At 67.3% G+C, this 23,287-nt stretch carries 22 protein-coding genes; 9 read left to right on the top strand and 13 right to left on the bottom strand.

The window, feature by feature from the left end; translation table 11 throughout:
- Nucleotides 1-290: 290 nt before the first annotated feature.
- The 4 genes from AC5LXX_RS15080 to argS form a co-directional block, all read right to left on the bottom strand.
- A complete protein-coding gene (locus AC5LXX_RS15080; RefSeq protein ID WP_493409954.1) occupies nucleotides 291-1,064 on the bottom strand; it encodes an SDR family oxidoreductase in 774 nt (257 codons plus the stop codon).
- Between the two features lie 19 nt (nucleotides 1,065-1,083).
- Nucleotides 1,084-1,722, bottom strand: coding sequence for a thiol:disulfide interchange protein DsbA/DsbL (locus AC5LXX_RS15075; RefSeq protein WP_493409953.1), 639 nt, complete (start codon nucleotides 1,720-1,722; stop codon nucleotides 1,084-1,086).
- Between the two features lie 70 nt (nucleotides 1,723-1,792).
- Nucleotides 1,793-2,695: an SPOR domain-containing protein gene (locus AC5LXX_RS15070; RefSeq protein WP_493409952.1), complete on the bottom strand. Its 903-nt coding sequence runs from the start codon at nucleotides 2,693-2,695 to the stop codon at nucleotides 1,793-1,795.
- Nucleotides 2,696-2,782: 87 nt separating this feature from the next.
- Nucleotides 2,783-4,564, bottom strand: a complete 1,782-nt coding sequence (argS, locus tag AC5LXX_RS15065) for an arginine--tRNA ligase (protein WP_034189171.1) — start codon at nucleotides 4,562-4,564, stop codon at nucleotides 2,783-2,785.
- Between the two features lie 200 nt (nucleotides 4,565-4,764).
- On the opposite strand from argS, the gene AC5LXX_RS15060 reads away from it, so the two are divergent.
- Nucleotides 4,765-5,088, top strand: coding sequence for a DUF1840 domain-containing protein (locus tag AC5LXX_RS15060; protein ID WP_006489103.1), 324 nt, complete (start codon nucleotides 4,765-4,767; stop codon nucleotides 5,086-5,088).
- A 387-nt stretch (nucleotides 5,089-5,475) separates the two neighbouring features.
- Here the strand turns inward: AC5LXX_RS15060 and AC5LXX_RS15055 are convergent, their stop codons facing one another.
- The 6 genes from AC5LXX_RS15055 to AC5LXX_RS15030 form a co-directional block, all read right to left on the bottom strand.
- Entirely contained in the window at nucleotides 5,476-5,979 is a 504-nt protein-coding gene (locus tag AC5LXX_RS15055; protein WP_493409951.1) for a YjaZ family protein, read from the bottom strand.
- A 187-nt stretch (nucleotides 5,980-6,166) separates the two neighbouring features.
- Nucleotides 6,167-8,884 carry a methionine synthase gene (gene metH, locus AC5LXX_RS15050; RefSeq protein WP_493409950.1) on the bottom strand — a complete coding sequence of 906 codons (2,718 nt, stop codon included), beginning with the start codon at nucleotides 8,882-8,884 and terminating at the stop codon, nucleotides 6,167-6,169.
- Nucleotides 8,885-8,925: 41 nt separating this feature from the next.
- Nucleotides 8,926-9,993 carry a homocysteine S-methyltransferase family protein gene (locus AC5LXX_RS15045; RefSeq protein ID WP_493409949.1) on the bottom strand — a complete coding sequence of 356 codons (1,068 nt, stop codon included), beginning with the start codon at nucleotides 9,991-9,993 and terminating at the stop codon, nucleotides 8,926-8,928.
- Nucleotides 9,994-10,197: 204 nt separating this feature from the next.
- Nucleotides 10,198-10,455 carry a BTH_I0359 family protein gene (locus AC5LXX_RS15040; protein ID WP_006477667.1) on the bottom strand — a complete coding sequence of 86 codons (258 nt, stop codon included), beginning with the start codon at nucleotides 10,453-10,455 and terminating at the stop codon, nucleotides 10,198-10,200.
- A 254-nt stretch (nucleotides 10,456-10,709) separates the two neighbouring features.
- Nucleotides 10,710-11,990, bottom strand: a complete 1,281-nt coding sequence (locus AC5LXX_RS15035) for a DUF3108 domain-containing protein (RefSeq protein ID WP_493409948.1) — start codon at nucleotides 11,988-11,990, stop codon at nucleotides 10,710-10,712.
- 112 nt (nucleotides 11,991-12,102) lie between these two features.
- Nucleotides 12,103-12,969, bottom strand: coding sequence for an IclR family transcriptional regulator (locus AC5LXX_RS15030; protein WP_493409947.1), 867 nt, complete (start codon nucleotides 12,967-12,969; stop codon nucleotides 12,103-12,105).
- A 142-nt stretch (nucleotides 12,970-13,111) separates the two neighbouring features.
- Here AC5LXX_RS15030 and AC5LXX_RS15025 point away from each other — a divergent pair, with 142 nt between their 5' ends.
- The 6 genes from AC5LXX_RS15025 (at nucleotide 13,112) to rfaE2 (ending at nucleotide 19,107) form a co-directional block, all read left to right on the top strand.
- Entirely contained in the window at nucleotides 13,112-14,104 is a 993-nt protein-coding gene (locus AC5LXX_RS15025; protein ID WP_493409946.1) for a fumarylacetoacetate hydrolase family protein, read from the top strand.
- Nucleotides 14,105-14,227: 123 nt separating this feature from the next.
- Complete coding sequence (locus tag AC5LXX_RS15020) at nucleotides 14,228-15,055, top strand: enoyl-CoA hydratase/isomerase family protein (protein ID WP_493409945.1); 828 nt, start codon at nucleotides 14,228-14,230, stop codon at nucleotides 15,053-15,055.
- Nucleotides 15,056-15,134: 79 nt separating this feature from the next.
- Complete coding sequence (locus tag AC5LXX_RS15015) at nucleotides 15,135-15,875, top strand: PhaM family polyhydroxyalkanoate granule multifunctional regulatory protein (protein WP_493409944.1); 741 nt, start codon at nucleotides 15,135-15,137, stop codon at nucleotides 15,873-15,875.
- Between the two features lie 24 nt (nucleotides 15,876-15,899).
- Complete coding sequence (locus AC5LXX_RS15010; RefSeq protein ID WP_493409943.1) at nucleotides 15,900-17,126, top strand: patatin-like phospholipase family protein; 1,227 nt, start codon at nucleotides 15,900-15,902, stop codon at nucleotides 17,124-17,126.
- 466 nt (nucleotides 17,127-17,592) lie between these two features.
- The gene (locus tag AC5LXX_RS15005; RefSeq protein WP_011353352.1) at nucleotides 17,593-18,471 is read left to right on the top strand and encodes a ferritin family protein; all 879 of its coding nucleotides are present in this window, start codon (nucleotides 17,593-17,595) and stop codon (nucleotides 18,469-18,471) included.
- Nucleotides 18,472-18,621: 150 nt separating this feature from the next.
- Entirely contained in the window at nucleotides 18,622-19,107 is a 486-nt protein-coding gene (gene rfaE2, locus AC5LXX_RS15000; RefSeq protein ID WP_012329309.1) for a D-glycero-beta-D-manno-heptose 1-phosphate adenylyltransferase, read from the top strand.
- 16 nt (nucleotides 19,108-19,123) lie between these two features.
- On the opposite strand, the gene AC5LXX_RS14995 is transcribed toward rfaE2, so the two are convergent.
- The 3 genes from AC5LXX_RS14995 to AC5LXX_RS14985 all read right to left on the bottom strand — a co-directional run bounded on the left by AC5LXX_RS14995 (nucleotide 19,124) and on the right by AC5LXX_RS14985 (nucleotide 21,266).
- Nucleotides 19,124-19,366: a hypothetical protein gene (locus AC5LXX_RS14995; RefSeq protein WP_493409942.1), complete on the bottom strand. Its 243-nt coding sequence runs from the start codon at nucleotides 19,364-19,366 to the stop codon at nucleotides 19,124-19,126.
- A gap of 197 nt (nucleotides 19,367-19,563) precedes the next feature.
- Nucleotides 19,564-20,349 carry a type III pantothenate kinase gene (locus AC5LXX_RS14990; RefSeq protein WP_493409941.1) on the bottom strand — a complete coding sequence of 262 codons (786 nt, stop codon included), beginning with the start codon at nucleotides 20,347-20,349 and terminating at the stop codon, nucleotides 19,564-19,566.
- The gene (locus AC5LXX_RS14985) at nucleotides 20,346-21,266 is read right to left on the bottom strand and encodes a biotin--[acetyl-CoA-carboxylase] ligase (RefSeq protein ID WP_493409940.1); all 921 of its coding nucleotides are present in this window, start codon (nucleotides 21,264-21,266) and stop codon (nucleotides 20,346-20,348) included. Before AC5LXX_RS14985 ends, AC5LXX_RS14990 begins: the two co-directional genes overlap by 4 nt.
- A gap of 490 nt (nucleotides 21,267-21,756) precedes the next feature.
- Here AC5LXX_RS14985 and AC5LXX_RS14980 point away from each other — a divergent pair, with 490 nt between their 5' ends.
- Nucleotides 21,757-22,368 (top strand): hypothetical protein, encoded by a 612-nt coding sequence (locus tag AC5LXX_RS14980; RefSeq protein ID WP_493409939.1) that lies wholly within the window; start codon nucleotides 21,757-21,759, stop codon nucleotides 22,366-22,368.
- The gene (locus AC5LXX_RS14975) at nucleotides 22,344-22,973 is read left to right on the top strand and encodes a type VI secretion system amidase effector protein Tae4 (RefSeq protein WP_493409938.1); all 630 of its coding nucleotides are present in this window, start codon (nucleotides 22,344-22,346) and stop codon (nucleotides 22,971-22,973) included. The genes AC5LXX_RS14980 and AC5LXX_RS14975 overlap by 25 nt, the downstream gene beginning before the upstream one ends.
- The last annotated feature ends 314 nt before the right edge of the window (nucleotides 22,974-23,287 follow it).

Below are 23,287 nucleotides of genomic sequence, written 5' to 3'. Positions count from 1 at the left end.
AATAGCATACCGTCAAAGCGTACGGCGCGTGAAAAAAGGCGCCTGAACGCGGCGAATTGGCCGAAAAACGGCTGCGTTCGCGACGGAACGGGTGTTGGGGCGGCGAGTGGGGCGACGGAGGCGGCGGGTGGAAGGCCGCTGGGACCCGGGAGGCGGGATGGCAGCGTGTCGGGGACGGCGCGGGAGCGGTGCGTGCGGTGAATCGAAGTGACGAAGCGGCCAGGCGTCGGTGAGGAGAGGCGGAGAGGCGGCCCGCGAAGCTTCACGCGGGCCGAGCGCTCATCGGGGCGTCAGTGCGCGCCGGCCTTCGGCTTGCGCGGCGCCTTTTCGAACAGGCGGTCGTACAGCCAGCGCGGCAGCACGTGCAGCACCTTCGCGACGACGCCCATCTGCCACGGAATCACGCGGAACGCGCGCTGCCGGGCGATCGCGCGCGCCGCGCGTGCGGCGAAGCGGTCGGCGTCCATCAGGAACGGCATCCGGTACGGGTTGTGCGCGGTCATCGGCGTGCGGATGTAGCCGGGCGCGATCGTCACGACGCCGACGCCGGCCGGGCGCAGCTCGACGCGCAGCGCTTCGAGATACTTGATCGCGGCCGATTTGGACGCGCTGTACGCGCCGGAGCCCGGCAGGCCGCGTACGCCGGCGACGCTCGCGACGCCGACCAGCGTGCCGTGGCGCGCGGCCGTCATCGGGCCGACGAACGGCTCGAACGTCGCGACCATCCCGTAATAGTTGATGTCCATCACGTCGCGGAACGTCGCGAGATCGCCTTGGCCCGTGACGGCGCCCTGGCTGATGCCGGCGTTCGCGATCACGACGTCGGGGCAGCCGTGCGTCGCGATGAACGACGCAGCGGCCGTCGCGAGCGCATCCGCATCGCGCACGTCGGCGGAATAGACGGAAATGGACAGCTTGGGGAAGCGCCGCGCGAACGCATCTAGTGCATCGGTGCGTCGCGCGACAAGGGCGAGCGTGGCGCCCTGGCGGGCGTATTCCTCGGCCATCGCGAGGCCGAGGCCGCTCGACGCACCGGTGATGAAGACCTTCAGCGGAGTAGTCATGCCGGTGCGCGGGCGGCGATCAGAGCTTCTTGTCCTGAACCTGCTTCACGAGGAAGTCGAGCACCTGGGCCGTGCCCGGGATGCTGTTCGTGTAGGCGGGGCCCGTCTTGTACTTGCCCTGCACGACGACCGTCGGCACGCCGTCGATCGCGTAGTCCTTCAGCAGCTTGGCCGACTGGTTCACCTCGCCCTGCACGCTGAACGAGTTGTACGCGTCCATGAACTGCTTCTTGTCGACGCCCTGCGTGGCCAGGAAGTCGGCTTGCGCCTGCGGCGTCAGCAGGTAGTTCTTCTGCTTGTGGATCGCGTTGAAGATCGCCGGCGTGACCTTCTCGGAGATGCCGAGCGCGGACACCGCGTAGAACAGCTTCGAGTGCGGGACGAAATCGTCACGGAATGCGACCGGCACGCGCTTGAAGTCGATGTTGTTGCCCTGCTTCTTCACCCAGGCCTCGATCGTCGGCTCGAATTCGTAGCAGTGCGGGCAGCCGTACCAGAAGAACTCGATCACCTCGACCTTGCCGGCCGGCGCGGATGCCGGCTGCGGCGACTTCATCACCTCGAAGTCCTTGCCGGCGACCGGCGCGGCAGGCGAAGCCTGGGCGAGGCCGGCAGCCAGGCCCAGGGACAGAAGGAGCGTGCTAAGCAGTTTTTTCATGTTGTGAACGTCGAATCGGTTGCTCGGGTTACGGAACGTAACGGGTTCTGCGTGGGCTCGGCCGGTTGGCTTACTGCTTCGTGAAGCGGATCACCGCCGTGTCGACACCTGCATCGGACAAGCGCTGACGGGCCGAGTTCATATCCTCGAATTTCGAGAACGGGCCGACGCGCACGCGGAAATAGGTCACGCCGCTGACATCGCGCTTCGACACCTTCGACTCGAAGCCCTGGAAGCCGAGGCGCGCGCGCTGCTGCTCGGCGTCGCCTTCGGTCTTGTACGCGCCTACTTGCAGGAAGTAGCCGGTGTTCGCGTCGTTCGCGGTCGGCGGCTTCGCTGCTGCCGCGGCCGTGGCAGACGACGTCGGCTTCGGCGTGTTCGCGGCCAGCTGCTGTTGCTGCTGCTTTTGCGCGGCGGCCTGCTGCGCCTGCTTCTGCGCGGCGAACCGTGCGAGATCGTCCTCGCCGCCTTGCTGCTGTTGCTGCGCCTGTTGCGTCTTCTTCGGCGGCGGCGTGGTGTCGGCCGGCTTCGGCGCGACGGCGACGCCGTTGCCCGACGACGCATTGTTCGACGCGGTCGTGTTGCTCGAGCTGCCCGTGTTGTTCGAGCCGCTCGACCCGTTGGCCGACGGCGGCACTTCGACGATCTGCGGCTCGGGCAGCAGGCCGCCCTGGGTCTGGTTCGCGGCCTGGCCGGGCGCGGTGTTCGGCGGCGCCGACTGCGCGGCCTGCGGCACCGGCTGGCCGGGCGTCTTGCCCTGCAGCGCGCGGTTCGGGTCGAACTGCTGCGGCTGGCTCGCGCCGTTGTCGGCCGGCGGCGGTGCGACCTTCGACACGAACGGCGACGGCGAACGCGTGATGTAGAGCGCCACCACCACTGCGATCGCGAGGCCTACGATCAGGCCCAGCACGATTCCAAGAAATGTCCCTCCGGCTTGTTTCGATTGCTTCGAAGTTCGGCGTGGTTGTGCCATTGCTTGAGTCACCTGCAAAAAGAATCGTGAGAGCCGCGGCGGGCGCTGCCGCGGCCGTTCACAGCCCGGATCGGGCTGCTTGCATCCTTACATCTTGGCGGGCGCGGACACGCCGAGCACCGCCAGACCGTTCTCGAGCACCTGCCGGGTCGCGGCGAGGAGCGCGGCGCGCGCATTGCGCGGCGCTTCGTCGTCGACCAGCACGCGCTCCGCATTGTAGAACGAGTGGAATTCGCCAGCGAGGTCGCGCAGGTAGAACGCGACCGCGTGCGGCGCCAGTTCGTTCGCCGCGTGCGTGAGCATGTCCGGGTACTCGGCCAGCTTCTGCATCAGCGACGCCGCCTGCGCGCTCGTCAGCTGCGACAGGTCGGCGCCCGGCAGCTGCGCGACGTCGACGTTGTAGCGCGACTTCAGCTCGTTGAGCACCGAGCAGATCCGCGCATGCGCGTACTGGACGTAATAGACCGGGTTTTCGTCGTTCTGTTTCAGCGCGAGGTCGATGTCGAACACGAACTCGGTGTCGGCCTTGCGCGAGATCAGGAAGAAACGCACCGCGTCGCGGCCGCGCGTGATGGTGGCCTCGTCGATCAGGTCGGGTGCCGCTTCCTGGCCCGCCGCCGCGCCGCCCGACCATTCGATCAGGTCGCGCACCGTCACGTAGCTGCCCGCGCGCTTCGAGATCTTCACTTCCTGGCCGTCGCGCATCACGGTGACCATCTTGTGCAGCACGTAGTCGGGATAGCCCTTCGGAATCCCGATGTGCAGCCCCTGCAGGCCGGCGCGCACGCGCGCGATCGTGCCGTGGTGGTCCGAGCCCTGGATGTTGATCACCTTCGTGAAGCCGCGCTCCCACTTCGTCACGTGGTACGCGACGTCCGGCACGAAGTACGTGTACGTGCCGTCCGACTTGCGCATCACGCGATCCTTGTCGTCGCCTTCGTCGGTCGTGCGCAGCCACAGCGCGCCGTCCTGCTCGTAGGTCATGCCGGCCTTGATCAGCGCGTCGACCGTCTTCTCGACACGGCCTTCGCTGTACAGCGACGATTCGAGGTAGTACTGGTCGAACTTCACGCCGAACGCCTGCAGGTCCATGTCCTGTTCGCGGCGCAGGTAGGTGACCGCGAACTTGCGGATCGCGTCGAGATCCTCGACGTCGCCCGTGCCCTTGACCGGCTCGCCGTCCGACGCGGCGACCGTTTCGCCGTTCAGGAAGTCGCGTGCGATGTCGGCGATGTATTCGCCGTTGTACGCGGCTTCCGGCCAGCCGGCGTCGCCCGGCTTCAGGCCGCGTGCGCGCGCCTGCGTCGAGATCGCGAGGTTGCCGATCTGCACGCCTGCGTCGTTGTAGTAGAACTCGCGGTGCACCGCGTAGCCCTGGCTCGCGATCACGTTCGCGAGCACGTCGCCGAGCGCGGCCTGGCGGCCGTGGCCGACGTGCAGCGGGCCGGTCGGGTTCGCCGACACGAATTCGAGCAACACTTGTTTGCCTTTCTCGCGATCCGACGTGCCGAATGCGCGGCCCTGGTCGAACACGGCGGCGATCACCGCCTGCTTCGCGGCGGCCGACAGGCGCAGGTTGATGAAGCCGGGGCCGGCGATCTCGGCGGCCTCGACGAGGCCTTGCGCGGCGGGCTGCGCGGTGAGCGCGGCGACGATCTGCTCGGCGAGCTGGCGCGGGTTCGTGCCGAGCGGCTTGGCGAGCTGCATCGCGACGTTGCACGCGACGTCGCCGTGCGCGGCGACCTTCGGGCGCTCCAGCGTGATGGTCGGGGCGACGGATGCTGCGTCGGCGCCTTTCAGCGCGTGTGCGACCTGCTTGACGCTATCCGCGAGCAGGGCTTCGAGGGTCTGTTTGTGTGCTGGCAGCATGCTGGTAGAAGGCTTCGTTGGTGGCGGCCGGAAACGCCGGCCCGCCGGCGCGCTTTTTAAGCGCGCGTTTCAGGGATCGCAGAATTTTAACAGGTGCTAATATGCCGCTCAGGCGGCCCGCGTCCGCGAGGCCGGACGCCGGTCTGCCGGCGTTCCCCAACCGCGCCGCGCAGGCACAACAAGATGAAAAGGGAATTGTCATGATTACGTTCAAGAGCAAGGCGGCACAGGATCTCGACGTGCTGAAGGATTTCGCCGTGTATGTGCTGGGTCTCGTCGGCAAGCAGCTGGGCGAGCGCGGTGTGATTACGCACGACGAGCTGGACCACGCGATCGCCAAGCTGGAAGGCGCCGTTGCGCAGGCGAAGCAGGAACGCGCCGAACATGCCGGCCATTTCCATGAGGACGAAGCCGACCACGCGCACCACGAAGTGCCGCCGAGCCTGGCCCAGCGCGTCGCGCCGTTCCTCACGATGCTGCGCGAAGCGAAGGCCGGTCAGGCCGACGTGCACTGGGGCTTCTGAGCTTCCTTGTCTGGCTGGACGAGAGATTCGTCAGGCAAAAAGCCCGCTTTCGAGCGGGCTTTTCATTTTGTCTGACGAAAGCGTGCTTCGCGGACGATGCGTGTGAAAACGGGAGGCGGCAGCGCGGCGTCCGCCTTGACCGAAAGGGGAAATTCCTTATAATTCAAAGCAAGACTATGTGAAAGCGGGTGCGAAAACATAGCGCCGCCCGAGCAATCGGGTCCCACCTGGAGTGGGTATTGCGTCGAAAGACGGAAAGAGAATCCCGCATGCGACGGCTGCCGAAAGGCGGCCGTTGGTTTTTCTATGCCCGGATCTTGCGGCCTTCCAGGCTGGCGCGCAGCAACGTGCGCAACGCCACCTTCCGGGCCTCCCGCTGGCGTCGGGTCAACTCGCCATCCAGCAAATGGCCGACTGCACGCGCAGGATGAGCCGGCGTTTTCTGGTCCGGTCCTTCGAGACCTCGAAGAACACGGCGTACACGCGTTGCGTGCCGTCCGATGCGACCGCTTCCACCGTCACGAAATTGGGTTGCCGTTCATCCGCGACAACGATCCGGCGCGTCGCCAGCCCGACGATCACGCCACGTAACAGATGCCGCGATGCGCGATACCGGTCCGCGCAGAGCACGCGCGTTTCGCGGCCGTCGTCGTAGATCTCGTCGTCCGGAATGGTGTCGCGGGCGCGCCCGTCCCACTTGAAACTGCGCGTGAAGCAGTGACAGGAGAACAGGACCAGAACCGTCACGTCGAAGCCGGTGTCGAGATCGCATGTGAACGTCAACGGACGCAAATGACTCAGGTCCCAGTTTTCGCCGCGGTAGCGTGCCTGCGGGAACGGGCTGGCGGCGTCGATCGTCGTTTCGGTGATCCTGATCTCGAAAGGCGGCATGGCGGAGGAGTGTCGGGCTGTCAGGGGAAGGGCTATCCACGCACCGGTGCCTGAACGCCTCGGTGTCTACAGTTTCGATCGATCGATATTGAGATTAGGTATCCTGATTAAAGAGGCGGTCGTACAACGCGCCCCGTGACCGGGGCGCGTGACGGCAAGTCGCGGCAGGCTGGCCGCGGCTTGCTGGTTACAGCTGCGGCGCGAGCGCGCGGCGCGCGTCGTCGAGCGACAGCGCCATGCGTTGCGCGTAGTCCTCGAGCTGATCCTGCCCGATTTTGCCGACCGAGAAGTAGCGGCTGTCCGGATGCGCGAGGTAGAAGCCCGACACACTCGCGGCCGGCAGCATCGCCAGCGAGTCGGTCACGCTCATGCCGATCTCGTCCGCATGCAGCACGTCGAACATGTCGCGCTTCACGAGGTGATCGGGGCAGGCCGGGTAGCCGGGTGCCGGGCGGATGCCCGCGTACTTCTCGGCGATCAACGCGTCGTTGTCGAGCGTCTCGCTGCTCGCGTAGCCCCACAGCTCGCGGCGCACGCGTGCGTGCATCGCTTCGGCGAACGCTTCCGCGAAGCGGTCGGCGAGCGCCTTCAGCATGATCGCGCTGTAGTCGTCGTGGTCGGCTTCGAACTGCTTTTCCTTCACGTCGACACCGAGGCCGGCCGTCACCGCGAACATCCCGATGTAGTCGGCGACGCCCGATTCCTTCGGCGCGATGAAGTCGGCGAGCGAGCGGTTCGGCCGCATCACGCCGTCGACCACCGGGCGCACGCTCTGCTGGCGCAGGTTGCGCCACGTGAGCAGCACTTCCGAGCGCGACTCGTCGCTGTAGATCTCGATGTCGTCGTCGTTGACGGTGTTCGCCGGCAGCAGTGAGATCACGCCGCTCGCGGTCAGCCAGCGGCCCTGGATCAGGCGCGCGAGCATCGACTTGGCATCCGAGAACACGCGCCGCGCCGATTCGCCGACGATCTCGTCGTTCAGGATCGCCGGATACGGGCCCGCGAGATCCCAGGTCTGGAAGAACGGGCCCCAGTCGATGTAGTTCGCGAGCTCGCTGAGGTCGTAGTTCTTGAACACGCGGCGGCCGATGAACTTCGGCTTCACCGGCGTATAGCCGGCCCAGTCGACCTTCGTCTTGTTCGCGCGTGCTTCGGCGAGCGTGACCATCGGCTGCGCCTTGCGGTTCGCGTGCTGGTCGCGGATGCGTTCGTAGTCGGACTTCAGCTCGTCGAGGTACTTCGCCGCGCCTTCGTCGGACAGCAGGTTCGACGCGACCGACACCGAGCGCGACGCATCGGGCACGTAGACGACCGGGCCTTCGTAGTGCGGCGCGATCTTCACGGCCGTGTGCACGCGCGACGTCGTCGCGCCGCCGATCAGCAGCGGGATCTTCTTCACGCGGAAGTAGTCGTCGCGCTGCATTTCGGATGCGACGTACGCCATTTCCTCGAGGCTCGGCGTGATGAGGCCCGACAGCCCGATGATGTCCGCACCCTCGACCTTCGCCTTCGCGAGGATCTCGTTGCACGGCACCATCACGCCCATGTTGACCACTTCGAAGTTGTTGCACTGGAGCACGACCGACACGATGTTCTTGCCGATGTCGTGCACATCGCCCTTCACGGTCGCGATGACGATCTTGCCCTTCGCGCGCACGTCGCCGCCCGCTTCCGCGAGCAGACGCTTTTCTTCCTCGATGAACGGGATCAGGTGCGCGACGGCCTGCTTCATCACGCGCGCCGACTTCACGACCTGCGGCAGGAACATCTTGCCCTGGCCGAACAGGTCGCCGACGATGTTCATCCCGTCCATCAGCGGGCCTTCGATCACGTTGATCGGACGGCCGCCGGCCGCGTGGATCTTCGCGCGCACTTCTTCGGTGTCCTCGACGATGAAGGTCGTGATGCCGTGCACCAGCGCATGCGAGAGCCGCTTCTCGACCGGCTGGTTGCGCCACTCGAGGTTCTCTTCCTTCTTCGCGCCGCCCGCCTTGAACCTGTCGGCGATCTCGAGCAGGCGGTCGGTGGAATCCTCGCGACGGTTCAGGATCACGTCCTCGACGCGCTCGCGCAGCTCGGGGTCGAGATCGGCGTACACGCCGAGCTGGCCCGCGTTCACGATGCCCATGTCCATCCCGGCCTGGATCGCGTGGTACAGGAACACGGTGTGGATCGCCTCGCGCACCGGGTCGTTGCCGCGGAACGAGAACGACACGTTCGACACGCCGCCGCTCACCTTCGCGTACGGCAGGTTCTGCTTGATCCAGCGGGTCGCCTCGATGAAGTCGACCGCGTAGTTGTTGTGCTCCTCGATGCCCGTCGCGACCGCGAAGATGTTCGGGTCGAAGATGATGTCTTCCGGCGGGAAGCCGACTTCGTTCACGAGGAAATCGTACGAGCGCTTGCAGATCTCGGTCTTGCGCTCATAGGTATCGGCCTGGCCCGTTTCGTCGAACGCCATCACGACGGCGGCCGCGCCGTAGCGGCGGATCAGGCTCGCGTGGTGGCGGAACGCGTCTTCGCCTTCCTTCAGCGAGATCGAGTTCACGATCGCCTTGCCCTGCACGCACTTGAGGCCGGCTTCGATCACGTCCCACTTCGACGAGTCGATCATGATCGGCACGCGCGCGATGTCCGGCTCCGATGCGATCAGGTTCAGGAAGCGCACCATCGCCGCCTTCGAATCGAGCATCGCCTCGTCCATGTTGATGTCGATCACCTGCGCGCCGTTCTCGACCTGCTGGCGTGCGACAGCGAGCGCCTCGTCGAACTGGCCGTTGAGGATCATCCGTGCGAACGCCTTCGAGCCGGTGACGTTGGTGCGTTCACCGACGTTGATGAAGAGCGTCCCGGGCGTGACGTTGAACGGCTCGAGGCCGGCAAGGCGCATCATGTGATCGGTCATGGCGGTGCGAATTTGTTGATGAAGGACGTGGGGCGGTCGGGTCAGGCGTTGTCGCTGTACTGGTTCGGCCAGCGGCGCGGCTTCACGTCGGCGAGCGCCTTCGCGATTTCGGCGATGTGTTCGGGCGTCGTGCCGCAGCAGCCGCCGGCGAGGTTCACGAGGCCGGCTTGCGCGAATTCCTTCAGCAGGCCCGACGTGACGTCCGGCGTTTCGTCGAAGCCCGTGTCGCTCATCGGGTTCGGCAGGCCCGCGTTCGGGTAGCACGACACGTAGGTGTCGCACAGCTTCGCGAGCTCGGCGATGTACGGGCGCATCAGCGCCGCGCCGAGCGCGCAGTTCAGGCCGAACGTGAGCGGCTTCGCATGGCGCAGCGAATTCCAGAACGCCTCGACCGTCTGGCCCGACAGGATCCGGCCCGATGCATCGGTGACGGTGCCCGAGATCATGATCGGCAGGCGCTCGCCGGTGTCCTCGAACAGCTCGTCGAGCGCGAACAGTGCGGCCTTCGCGTTCAGCGTGTCGAAGATCGTCTCGACGAGGAACAGGTCGACGCCGCCGTCGAGCAACGCCTTCGCCTGCTGGTAGTACGACGTGCGCAGCTCGTCGAACGTGACGTTGCGCGCGCCCGGATCGTTGACGTCCGGCGAGATGCTGGCCGTCTTCGGCGTCGGCCCGATCGCGCCCGCGACGAAGCGCGGTTTGTCCGGCGTCGCGTATTTCGCGGCCGATTCGCGTGCGAGCCTCGCCGATTCGACGTTCATCTCGACGACGAGATCTTCCATCCCGTAGTCGGCCTGCGCGACGGTCGTCGCGCCGAACGTGTTGGTCTCGACGATGTCGGCGCCGGCCGCGAAATACTGGTCGTGGATCTCGCGGATGATCTGCGGCTGCGTGAGCGACAGCAGTTCGTTGTTGCCCTTGATGTCGCGCGGGAAATCCTTGAAGCGCTCGCCGCGATACGCGGCTTCGTCGAGCTTGTAGCGCTGGATCATCGTGCCCATCGCGCCGTCGAGGATCAGGATGCGCGATTTCAGCAGCGCGGGCAGGGCGCCGCCGCGCGTGTAGCGCGCGTCGAGCGGGGCGGAAGCGGCGAGAGGTGTCGCAGACATGGGCGGAAGATCGGCGAAGACGGGAAAACCGCCATTGTAGCCGGTGCGCCTGGGTGCCGCCCGGCCTTGCGCGGCGCGGGCCGGCCGGCCAAATGAAAACCCCCGCCGGCGAACCGGGCGGGGGCAGGATCGGAGTGCTCGCGGCGCCGCGTCGGTGCGCGGCGAATGACCCGGCGGCCGCACGCGGCGCCGGGCAGTGGCCCGTCAGTGCAGCACGACGGGCATCATCATCAGGCTGTCGAATTGTCCGAGGAATTCGTCGACCTCGTCGAGCGACGGCTCATCCTCGATCAGCTGCTTCACGTGTGCGCGGAATCGTTCGGCAAGTTCGCCGTCGATGAAGATCTCGCGCTGCGCGTTCTTGTCGACGATTTCGTATCCGCCGGCATTCATCAGGTGATGGCCGGCCTGCGGCGCAAATTCGACGACGCAGTAGTTGGGGCTGTTGTAGATCATTTGCATGGCGGCACTCCTCTTCGCAGTGGCATCTGGCCTTGTTGTCCCCTAGGTGGGGCAAGCCTTGCCGGTTTCAAGGGGCTTGCGCTGCACACCCCGTTCCCGTTCGCGTGGGGTGTATCGGTTAGAAGCCGATGTCTATGAAACGTTTCCCATTGTCTGCCGGTGGACTGAAATAGTTGTTAAAGAGTGTCATCGGCCATTTCACGGAAATCTGTAATCGGTCGAAATTGCCGAATCGTGCGCGTTCACGCGCGAGTTCACTCTGTGACAGTCGAAGATGCCGGCGGTGCAGCCGGTTGTGCGGGTTGTGCAGCCGGTTGCACGGCAGCCGGCTGCGCGGGTTGTGCCGGTTCCGCGGCCGGTGCGGCCGGCACATCGGGCGCCGGTGCGCCCGCGGGCGCGTTCGTTGCGCCGCCTGCTGGCGCGACGTCGGCCGGCACGTTCGGTGCCGAGAGGCGGCCATGCCACACCAGCTCGATCTGCGCGCCGTTCGGCTCGGTCTGCATCAGCCGCGCGGGCAGCCAGCCGAGCGACGGCGCGAGCCACATGTCGATGCGGCGCGTGTCGCCGTCGCGGCGCGGCAGGCGCATGAAGTGCCGCGCGTCGACGATGCCGGCCTGCGTCTGCACCTGCTCGTCGCCGATCACGGCGATCGGCCAGTTCTCGCCGCTGTTGTTGTCGATCACGAAGAACTGCTGCGTGACGCCCGGCTTGTACGCGGACGGATTGCCGCGCACGAGCCCCGACAGCTGCATCAGCATGCTGAAGCGGTCCTGCACGCCGTCGGGCAGCGGCGCGTTGTTCGGCGTGCGCGTGAACACGACCTGGCGGATCTCGCGGTTGAAGATCGCGATGTCTTCCGGCCGCTTGCCGCGTTTCTCGACGTAACGATCGGGCGCGACGCCGAACGCGTCGATGCGGCCTTCGCTGCGATAGGTGAACGGGCCGACGAACGGCACGGGCATCGACACCGACAGGTCGTACGTATGCCCGTCGGTGCGCCAGCGGATCGTGCCGATCATGTTCTGCATCCCGTTGTAGAACGTGTCGTACTGCAGGTCGCCGGACGGCGGCGCGGAGAACTTCACGCCATTCGTCGCGGGGCCTGGCGTCGCGGCGCCGGCGGCTGATGCGGCGTTCGCACTCGATGCGCCCGATGCACCCGATGCTCCGCTCGCGGCGGATACGGCAGCCGGCGGTTCGCCGTGCTCGGCCGTCTGCGTCGACGTGAGGACCGGTTCGGGCGACGGCGCGGGCTTCGGCGCGGCGGTCTTGGGTGCCGCGGGCGCAGGCGCGGCCGGATGCTCGGCCGGCTTGGGAGCCGGCGGCGCGGGCTGGCGCTCGATCGGTTGCGCTTTCAGCAGCTCGATCTGCACGGGGATCTCGGCGGGCGGCGGCGTGAACGCATCGCGGTTGCGCATCAGCCAGAACGCCGCAAGCGCGTGCAGCACCAGCACGACGACGAGCGCGACGCCCACGCGCAGCCAGCGGCGGGGCAGGGCATGGCTCGGGCGGATGTCGGCAGGCGGCATGGGCATCGGAACAGGATCGGGGCGGTCGCGTGACGTCGGGCGCACGGCGCGTCACAGGAATCGGACCGTCGGATGCGCCGCGCGTTCGCGCCGCGTGACGCCGGATGAATCCGGTGCGTCAGGCGTCGCGTGCGTCGGGACTATAGCCGAGTTCGTAAGACAGTTTTTGCGCGCATGCGCGCAGCGCGGTGTCGATCTCGCCGCCCCACGCGATGTCGAACGAGCCTTCCTGGCCGAGCGCGACGATCGCGAGCGCGAGTTCGCCGACCGCATCGAACACCGGCATGCAGAACGCGTGGATCGTCGGCAGCAGCATCCCTTCGACGCGCGCGGCCTCGTGCCGGCGCACGTCGGCAAGCACCGCGTCGACTTCGTCGAGCGTGCGCGGGCCGCCGTGGTGCGGCGAGCGGCGCGTGTCGGCGAGTTCGCGCTCGAGCATCGCGGCGGTCTTGCTGCGCGGCAGGTACGCGGCGAACAGCAGGCCGGTTGCCGAGCCGAGCAGCGGCATCACGTCGCCGAGCTTCAGCGACGCCTTCGCCGGATGGCTCGATTCCATCCAGTGCACGATCGTCGGCCCCTGGTTGCCCCACACCGCGATCCCGACCGTCTGGTCGAGGCGGTCGCGGAATTCGGTCAGCGCGATCCGCGCGAGCTTCACGCCGTCGACGCGCGCGAGCCGCGCGAGTCCCATCTGCAACGCGAAGCCGCCGAGTTCGTAGCGCCCGGAGACGGGGTCTTGCGACACGACGCCGAGCCGCGAGAAGCTGACGAGGTAGCGGTGCGCCTTTGCAGGACTCATGCCCGCGCGCTGCGCGAGATCGCGCAGCATCATCGCGCGCGGCTCGCTCGTCAGCACGTCGAGCAGGCGGAAGCCGACCTCGATCGACTGGATGCCGGAACGGACCTTCTCGCCGTGCTCGCCGGAAGCGGCGTCGTCGGTGTCGGAGTCGGCGAGATCGTCGTCGGGAAGCGGGTTGGCGGGCATGGGCAGCGGGTGCGCGAAAATGCGGCAGGAATCGGGGTGAAAACGGGGGTGAAAACGGCAGGCGTGATCGTCGCGCGCCGCATGGATTCACCATCGTAAAATAGATTCCCTCCATCGTCACTACAACGGCAGAGTCCCCCTTATGAAACTTGCTTCGCTGAAGGACGGCACGCGCGACGGCCAGCTGATCGTCGTGTCGCGCGACCTGCACACCGCGGCGATCGCCGACGCGATCGCGCCGACGCTGCAGCGCGTCCTCGACGACTGGGCGTTCTACGCACCGCAGCTGCGCGACCTGTACGACGCGCTGAACCACGGCCGCGCGCGCAATGCGTTCGCGTTCGATCCGGCCAACTGCATGGCACCGCTGCCGCGCGCGTTCCAGTGGGCCGACGGCTCCGCCTACGTGAACCACGTCGAGCTGGTACGCCGCGCGCGCGGCGCCGAGATGCCGCCCGAGTTCTGGACCGATCCGCTGATGTACCAGGGCGGCAGCGACGATTTCCTGGGGCCGCGCGACGACGTCGTGTGCCCGTCGGAGGAATGGGGCATCGATTTCGAGGCGGAAGTCGCGGTGATCACCGGCGACGTGCCGATGAGCACCTCGCCCGACGCCGCGCTGAAGGCCGTGCGCCTCGTCACGCTCGTGAACGACGTGTCGCTGCGCAACCTGATTCCTGCCGAGCTCGCGAAGGGTTTCGGCTTCTTCCAGAGCAAGCCGGCCACCGCGTTCGCGCCGGTCGCCGTGACGCCCGACGAGCTCGGCGACGAATGGCGCGAAGGCCGCGTGCACCGGCCGATGATCGTCCACTGGAACGGCAGGAAGGTCGGCCAGCCCGACGCGGGCACCGACATGGTGTTCCACTTCGGCCAGCTGGTCGCGCACGCGGCGAAGACGCGCAACCTGCGTGCCGGCTCGATCGTCGGTTCCGGCACCGTGTCGAACAAGGACGCGAAGCGCGGCTACTGCTGCATCGCCGAGAAGCGCTGCCTCGAGACGATCGAGCACGGCGCGCCGCAGACCGGGTTCATGCGCTACGGCGACACCGTGCGCATCGAGATGTTCGACGCGGCCGGCAAGTCGATCTTCGGCGCGATCGAGCAGTCGGTCGCGCCGCCCGACGGCACGGCGTAAGCCGCGCGGGGGGCGTCACGCACCGCGAAACCCGGCTCCGGCCCGCGCGCCGGGTTTCGCCCGATGTTTGACCGCGCGGGCTTGGCTACACTCGACGCAAGAGCCTCGAACAAGGAGCGGCACATGGCCGATCTCGCCGCGTACGGCGGTTACGAAGCACTGAAGGTGACGCGCCGCGACCACGGCGTGCTCGACATCGTGATGAGCGGCGAGGGCGCGAACCGCAGCGGCCTCGCGACCGCGAACGCGCGCATGCATCGCGAGCTCGCCGACATCTGGCGCGACGTCGATCGCGATCCCGACACGCGCGTCGCGGTGATCCGCGGCGAAGGCAAGGGCTTTTCGGCGGGCGGCGATCTCGCGCTCGTCGAGGACATGGCGAACGACTTCGACGTGCGCGCCCGCGTGTGGCGCGAGGCGCGCGACCTCGTCTACAACGTGATCAACTGCAGCAAGCCGATCGTGTCGGCGATGCACGGCCCGGCCGTCGGCGCGGGGCTCGTCGCCGGGCTGCTCGCCGACATCTCGATCGCCGCGAAGGATGCGCGCATCATCGACGGCCATACGCGGCTCGGCGTCGCGGCCGGCGACCACGCGGCGATCGTGTGGCCGCTGCTGTGCGGGATGGCGAAGGCGAAGTACTACCTGCTGCTGTGCGAGCCCGTGAGCGGTGAGGAGGCCGAGCGGATCGGGCTGGTCTCGCTCGCGGTCGAGCCGGCCGACCTGCTGCCGAAGGCGTACGAAGTGGCCGAGCGGCTCGCGCACGGTTCGCAGTCGGCGATCCGCTGGACCAAGTACGCGCTGAACAACTGGCTGCGCTCGGCCGGGCCGGCCTTCGATACGTCGCTCGCGCTCGAATTCATGGGCTTCTCGGGGCCCGACGTGCAGGAAGGCGTCCGTTCGCTGCGCGAACGGCGCCCGCCCGCGTTCCCCGGCGACGCACCGTTCTGACGCGCGCTATGATCGAACCACGCGCGGCTGCGCGACGCATGGCGGCCGCCTCGCTCCCCCAGTCAACCAGGATGCCCGTATGACGACCGATGCCTCCGGCGCCAACCCTTTCGCCGGTTTTGCCGGCTTCAAGCCCGCCGACATGATGGACCGCATGTGGGACATGATGCGGATGTCGCCGTTCGGCGGGATGGCGTCGTTTCCGGGCGCCACGCCAGGGCTGCCGCCGTCGCTGTCGAGCATGTCCGACATGATGGCGCCGCTCACGAGCGTCGAGGAGCTCGACAAGCGGATCACCGATCTGCGCGCGGTCGAGCAGTGGCTGAAGCTCAACCTCGGGATGCTGCAGTCCGCGATCCAGGCGCTCGAGGTGCAGCGCGCGACGCTCGCGACGCTGCGTGCGTTCGGCGCGTTCGCGCAAAGCTCGATGTCGGCGGCCGAGGACGCGGCCGTGGCAGCCGCGCAGGCGGCGAAGGCCGCGCCGTCCGGCGATGCCTCGCCGGCGCCGGATGCCGCCGATGCGCCGGCCGGCGACGCCGCGGGGCAGGCGTTCGATCCGTCCGGCTGGTGGAACCTGCTGCAGTCGCAGTTCAACCAGCTCGCGAGCCTCGCGATGGCGCAGCCGGGCATGCAGCCCGCCGCGCCCGGCGACGCGCAGCCGGACGCGGCTGCCGCGCCGGAGCCGGCCGCGAAGCCGGCACCGGCCGCCGCCGCGCCGCGCAAGCCGGCCGCGAAACGCGCGAAGCCGTCCGGTTCCGCCGCCGCGCGCGCAGCCGCCGCTTCGTCGCCCGAAACGCGTCCGCCGAAGCGCTCGACGTGACGCGGCGCAGGTAGCAGGTCGATCATGCGGCTCGCGCTCGTTCTGATGGGAGGCGGCGCACGCGCCGCCTATCAGGTCGGCGTGCTGAAGGCGCTGGCCGAAATCGCGCGCGAAGCCGATCCGCAGCGGCACACGCTGCCGTTCGCGGTCGTGTGCGGCTCGTCGGCGGGTGCGATCAACGCGACGTCGATCGCGAGCCACGCGGACGACTTTTCCCACGGCGTGCGGCGCCTGCTCGAATTCTGGGAGCCATTGCGTGCCGATTACGTGTATCGCACCGACTGGCTCGGCATTGCGGGCGCCGGCGCGCGCTGGCTCGCGACCATGACGTTCGGCTGGGCCGCCCGCCGCTCGCCGCGCGGGCTGCTCGACAACGCGCCGCTCGCGCACCTGCTGCAGCGCGAGCTGAGCTTCCACCGGATCGAGCAGATGCTCGAGGCGCGCCTGCTGCATGCGCTGTCGATCACCGCGCTCAGCTATTCGAGCGGCCGGCACCTGACCTTCTACCAGGCGGCGCAGCCGATCCAGGCATGGCGGCGCGCGCAGCGCACCGCGCGGCTCGTCGACTTGTCGGCGTCGCACCTGCTCGCGTCGTCGGCCATTCCGTTCGTGTTCCCGGCCGTGCCGCTCGTGCTCGACGGGCAGATCGAATACTTCGGCGACGGCTCGATCCGGCAGATCGCGCCGCTGTCGCCGGCCATCCACTTCGGTGCCGACCGGATCGTCGTCGTCGGCGCGGCCGACCCGCGGCCCGAGATTCCCGCCGCGAACGGCGCCGGGCTGGTGCGCGGCTACCCGACGCTCGCGCAGATCGGCCAGCAGGTGCTCGCGAGCGTTTTCCTCGACTCGATCGGCTCGGACATCGAACGCATCGAGCACATCAACAGGATGATCGAGCACCTGCCGCACCAGGTCGAGCTCGACAGCGGCTGGCGGCACGTCGACGTGCTCGCGATCGCGCCGTCCGAGCGCATCGAGCTGATCGCCGCGAAACACCTGAAGCAGATGCCGGCGACGATGCGCGGGCTGCTCGGCGCGATCGGCGGCAGCCAGCCGGCCGGCGCGTCGTTCGCGAGCTATCTGCTGTTCGAGGAGGCGTTCACACGTGAACTGATCGAGCTCGGCTACGTCGACGGGCGCGCGCAGCGCGACACGCTGGCCGGATGGATCGCGCAGGCGGCCGGCGGCAGCGCGCCGGCGGCCGGCCCACCGCCGGAAGACGGCCTCGCCGCCGGAGAAATACGGGTCTGACACGCGCAAGATAATGTAAGGTTGCGTTTTCGCGACGGTCGCCCGCGACCGATCGCCGCACCGCGGTTGGCGGCGCGCGACCGGGCGGGCGTCTCGGAACCGTCATGCACGCGTGCTATCATGGCCGCCGCCGTATACACCATATCGAGCAGCCCGCCGATCCGGCATCCGCACGGGACCCTCCGGGGAACCCGCCTGGGGCAGGGGACGGGCGCGCCAACGAGCCGGCCAGCGCCGGCCCCCAACTCAGGCAAGCGCGGCCGGCTCCGTCCGAACGGAGCGGGGCTGCGGCATGCCCAACGGCGGCACGCGGCCGCCCGGCCGCCGGACGAGGAATCAGCGTCCGGCCGGTCGGTTTCCCGCGTAAAATTAGAGTCTTGGCTGCAAAAAGCGCGCTTGGGCGTGCTTGCGCGGCAACAGTCACGTTTAGAGAAGTCGCATTGCGCAGAACAGGGGTGGGACCATCATGAACACGATGCTTTATCCGGAACTTTACAGGTCGCTCGAAGCCGTCCGCTGGGACATGGAGAAGGACATTCCGTGGGACAAGTTCGACGCTTCGCTGCTCACCGACGAGCAGGCGAAGACGATCAAGATGAACGCGATCACCGAATGGTCGGCGCTGCCCGCGACGGAAATGTTCCTGCGCGACAACCAGCACGACAGCGACTTTTCCGCGTTCATGAGCGTGTGGTTCTTCGAAGAGCAGAAGCATTCGCTCGTGCTGATGGAATACCTGCGCCGCTTCAAGCCGGAAATGGTGCCGACCGAAGAGGAACTGCACGCGGTGCGCTTCCAGTTCGACCCGGCGCCGCCGCTCGAGACGCTGATGCTGCACTTCTGCGGCGAGATCCGCCTGAACCACTGGTATCGCTGCGCGGCTGACTGGCACACCGAGCCCGTCATCAAGCAGATCTACGAAACGATCTCGCGCGATGAGGCACGTCATGGCGGTGCGTACCTGCGCTACATGAAGAAGGCGCTGAACAACTGCGGCGACGTCGCGCGTGCCGCGTTCGCGAAGATCGGCGTGCTGATGGCGTCGGCGCGCCGCACCGAGAAGCCGCTGCACCCGACCAACCTGCACGTGAACCAGGCGCTGTTCCCGCGCGACACCGTGCAGTCGCGCCTGCCCGATCCGGAGTGGCTCGAGCGCTGGCTCGACGAGCAGATCCGTTTCGACGGCGAGTGGGAAAAGAAGGTCGTCGAGCGCATCCTGCACAACCTGTCGATCCTGTTCGAGCGCACGTTCGCGACCGCGCAGGAACTGAACCGCTACCGCAAGGAAGTCACCGGCCGCCTGCAGGCCGAAAGCGGCCCGTCGTCGGCTGCGCAGCCGGCCTGAGGCCGGCAGGTGCCGCCGCCGGCGTGAATCACGCCGGCCGTGTGGCGCCGTGTCGTATCCGTTGCATGAAGCCCGCCTGGCCAGCCCGGCGGGCTTTTTAACTGGCGCCGCCGTCGCGTGCGCCGTCGTTCATTCCGTCCGACCTCCACCATGTCCGCTACCTTCGAACGCAAGCTGATCACCCGTGATGCCCTCGTCGCGCTGCGCGCGTCGCTGCCGTCGCCCGTCGTGTTCACCAACGGCGTATTCGACATCCTGCACCGCGGCCACGTCACGTATCTCGCCGACGCGAAAGCGCTCGGCGCGTGCCTGATCGTCGGCGTGAACAGCGATGCGTCGGTGCGCATGCTCGGCAAGGGCGACGACCGGCCGATCAACCGCGAAGAAGATCGCGCGGCACTGCTCGCGGCGCTGGAAAGCGTCGACTGGGTCGTGACGTTCGGGGAAAAGACGCCGGTGTCACTGATCGAGGCCGTGCGTCCGGACATCCTCGTGAAGGGCGGCGACTACGACATGGATGCGCTGCCGGAATCGGCACTCGTGCGCGGCTGGGGCGGCCGCGCGCTGGCGATTCCGTTCGAGCACGACCGCTCGACCACCGCGTTGCTGAAGAAGGTGCGCGCGCAGCAGTCCTGAGCGCGGACCGGCGCCGTCAGGGCGCGGACGCCGCGAGCGGTGCGGTCGTGACGGCCGGCGGCGTGATCGGGCCGCCGATGACGGGCTGGTCGGTCGCCTGCGCGAGCGGTGTCACGCGCAGCGCATCGGGCCGTACCTGCCGCGACAGCACGCCGGGTTCGCGCGGGCCGGCCGACGGCAGCGGCCCGAACACGCCGCGCGCCACCACGAACGCGAGCATGTTGGCGAGAAAGAGAACAGCGATCAGCCAGCGCAGCATCGTCGAAACTCCTTGTCGTCATCGACGTCGTTCACGTCATTCAGTCGAGCCGGCCGCATGGCCGGCTTTTTCATGGCTTCCGCCGATCGATTGCGCGGGCGGTTGCCGCCGCCCCGCACGCACTGCCTCGTCAGCGTGCCGCGTGTCCGTCCGGACCCGCGTCGCCGCGCACCGGCCCGATGCCGGCGCCTTTTTCGTCAATCCTGCGCGGCTTCCGCCGCAATCAGCGCGAGCCCGGACAGGATCAGCCCATCGTGCCGCGTATGCGGGACCGTCAGCGCACGCGCGACGTCGTCCGCCGCGCCGCCGGCCAGCACGAGCCGCACGGGTGCCTGCCACGCTTCGGCAAGGTCGCGCCATGCGCGTTCGATCAGTCCGGCCTGCGCATACAGGCAGCCGGCCGACAGCGAGCGCGGCGTATCGACCTGGAACGGGTCGGCCTGCGCGCCCGCGAGCAGGCCGCTCGCGATGTCGGTGGTCAGCGTTGGCAACTGCGCGGTGTGCGTGCCGAGCGCGCGCATCATCAGCGCCCAGCCCGGTGCGATCAGCCCGCCCGTGAAGCGGCCGTCCGCGCGCAGCGCCTCGAGCGTCGTCGCGGTGCCGAACGTCGCGATCAGCAGATGCTCGCCCGGAAACGCCGCGTGTGCGCCGATCAGGCCGGCCCAGCGGTCGCTGCCGAGCTGTCCGGGCGTCGTATAGCCGTTCGTCACGCCGCATTGCGTGGCCCGCGAGCGGATCGTCGTGCGCGGCAGGCCCGGCCAGCGCGCGTCGAGCAGCGCGTCGAGCCGTGCAGCCACGTCGGCGCCCGCGACGTTCGAGATCCAGGCGCCGCGCGGCTGCGGCAGGTGCGACCAGTCGGGATCGGCGCCGCCGTCGCGCGTGTGGCCGAACGCGCCCGTCTCGACGAGCGTGCGCTGCGCATCGGCGAGCGCCCACTTGATCCGGCTGTTGCCGGCGTCGATCAGCAGGTGCGACTCGCTCATTGCGCTTCGCGCAGCGACACGTCGCCGGCCGCGATCGTCTGCACGCCGTTCGGCGTGTCGAGCAGCAACTGCCCGGTCGCATCGATGCCCGTCGCGATGCCGCGCGCGCGTTCGACGCCCTGTTCGAGCAGCACGACTTCGCGGCCCGCGTACGCGTGCAGCGCGTGCCAGCGGGGCAGGAACGGCGCGAGGCCGTCGGTGCCGAACTGCGCGAGCGCGGGCGTGAGCGCGTTCAGCGATGCGGCGAGCGTGTCGGTGAGGTTGGCCGATGCGCACGCGATCGACAGCGCGGCCGGCGGCAGCCCGCTCGCGAGCGTCGCTTCGCGCGCACGCAGTGCATCGACCTGTGCGGCGACGGCGTCCGCGCCGCGCACGTTGATGCCGAAGCCGATCACGACGGCGGTGGCGTCGGCGGTGGTCCAGACGGTTTCGATCAGGATCCCGGCGAGCTTGCCGACGATGCGCGGTGCGCCGTCGCCGGTCGTCGTCAGCAGCAGGTCGTTCGGCCATTTGAGCGCGACGCGCGAGCCGGCGTCGAGCGGCAGCGCGGCCAGCCCTTCGGCGAGCGCGACGCCGATCGCGATGCTGAGGCCGCCGAGCGCGTCGACGGGGCGCGGCACGATGCAGCCGACCGAACACAGCAGCGCATTGCCGGGCTGCGCGAACCACGGGCGGCCTTGCCGGCCGCGGCCGGCCGTCTGCTCGAACGCGACGCGCACGAGCGGCGCGGGCAGTGCCTTTGCGTTGCGCGGCAGCGCCTTGAGCCGCGTCGCGACGTCGGCGTTGGTCGAGCCGGTGGCGGCGACGATGTCGAGCGGCCACGCGCGCGGCGCGGCGTCCAGATGGGCCTCGAGCCGGTTGCGCGCGATGTGCGCGTCGCCGGATTCGGGCGTGTCGGAGGAGGTGGGGGCGTTCATGGCGCCTATTGTAGCGACAGGGGGCGTTGGCGCGTCGGCAAGCGGGGTAATGGTCATTTCCCCGGGAGGCAGGGGCCGATTGAAGTGCGACGCTTCGCGCGAATGCGCTCGTGCGGAATCGACAGAAGTTGCATTCAGGTAATCATGGGCACGCGAGTTGGAAGAAATGCCGCTCCGACATTCCGGTTGATGGATTGACGAAACATCGTCGACCGATATCGATCGGTCAGGATTTCGAATTCGTATGATGGATTTCTTTATGTCGATCGTGCATTTTGGTGCGGTGAGATTTGCGCTGATAGCGACGAGAGGGAATCCGAATGAATGGTCGTGAGCAATGGTTATTCGAGTCTTCATTGGCTATTGTCGGCCGGTTGATGACTAGCGGCGGTCGGTATGCCGCTGGCAGGCCGACCATCGTCCGATGGGCGGGACCCGGTACTTTCGCGGATGAGCGTTGCTCGGGCGCGATGAGCCGAGGTGACGCCGCATGATCCGCTATTTCCTCGCCAGGGGCGATCGGGGCGGCAGCGCGACGATCACCGAGGGACTGGAATGCGTCACGTGTTCCAATCCGCCGCCGCGTGTGCAGATCGCCACGCTCTACATGAAAACCTACTGCACTGCTTGCGAGCAGGTGGGGTTTGTCGCGCCGAAAGGTCCGCGCTTGCCCGGCAGGGCACCGAATGGTCAAGGATGGGCGTTGAGTGGGGATGTCAATGCATGCGGGTGCAGTCCGCCGCCTGTGTTCTATGCCGAGCGGGGCATGAGGATGATCCTGACTTCGCATGAGGCGACTGAGCCTATGGAGAATAGACGCACTCCAACGCCTGAGGACGAGGCGCCAGTTGCCACGGCGCGAGCGGATATCACGCTCGATTACGACGAACAGGTACGTGTTGGTATTGGCACAACGTTGCCGCAGAGCTATCCCTATTTGATCGAAATGACCGACGGACTCACGTATGCAGGGCGTGTCGGTACGAATGGCCAACTGCCACGCATCGGTACCGAGCCCGCTGGCAGTTACACGATTTATTGGGGCGAAGATGCGCTTGCTCATCCGGACTGGACACCATGCCCAACAGACCGACAGCGGTGAGAGCGAATACGATCCCTCGATCCACCAAGGTAGTACAGCTTCAGGCGGTGACGTTCAAATCGTTGTGGGATGCCTATCCATCCGGGAATCCACACGACAATCCTGCTTATACGAATCAGTGCGCTATTCGTATAAGTGTCGCGTTGCACCGCGTTGGTGTCGACATGAAGTCATTCTCGTCGAGGCTCGTCAGGCCGCTTGGCGGTCAACGTAGTATTGGGAGAATTCTGCTGAATGAAAAGGCAACGGCCACGCGTGCCAATGAACTCGGCTCGTGGCTCAACCTGCAGCCATTTGCCGGTATCGGAAAGACGGAGGTGATTACCGGAGCGTACTGGGAGGCGAAAATAAAGGGGCGTACAGGTATTGTGATGTTCGATGGTTACTGGGCGCGTGCCGGCGAGTCGGAATTGAATGCGAGCGGTGGGCACATTGATCTCTGGAATGGCTCTCGAATGACGATGAATGGCCTCTGGGGCGCCGCGTCGACGATAGGGCGATATATTGGGATAGCGTCGTTTCGGCAAGGTGCGAATGTCCTCCCAAGTCTCAGCTATTCCGATCTCGGAAGATCGAATTCAGTCTTGTTTTGGGAGATCAAGTGAAGCGGTTTGCGATTGTGCTCTCGGGGGCGCTAGGCGGTTTGCTGTTAACTTGGTTTTACCTCTTCGTATACAGCCGTATCAGTTGGCCGAAACTTGCAGGTACACCGGCTCGCGGTTGTTACGAGATCGACAAGTGCCCGACCTCGTGGTGGCAGGGAGTATTGTTTTTTTCGTACTTGCTGGGGCCTGCCTTGTTTTTCTGCATCGTCAATGTAGTGGCTTATAGGCGCTGGTCATACAAGAGGTGGAGTGCCATGCTCGGCACTGGAATCCTACTCGCGGGCCTGTTCTACCTTGAGCCCTATGTTTCCCGT

Source organism: Burkholderia torrens (assembly GCF_984668525.1).
Note: the sequence above shows the minus strand (reverse complement) of the source record. Positions and strands in the feature narration are given on the sequence as shown.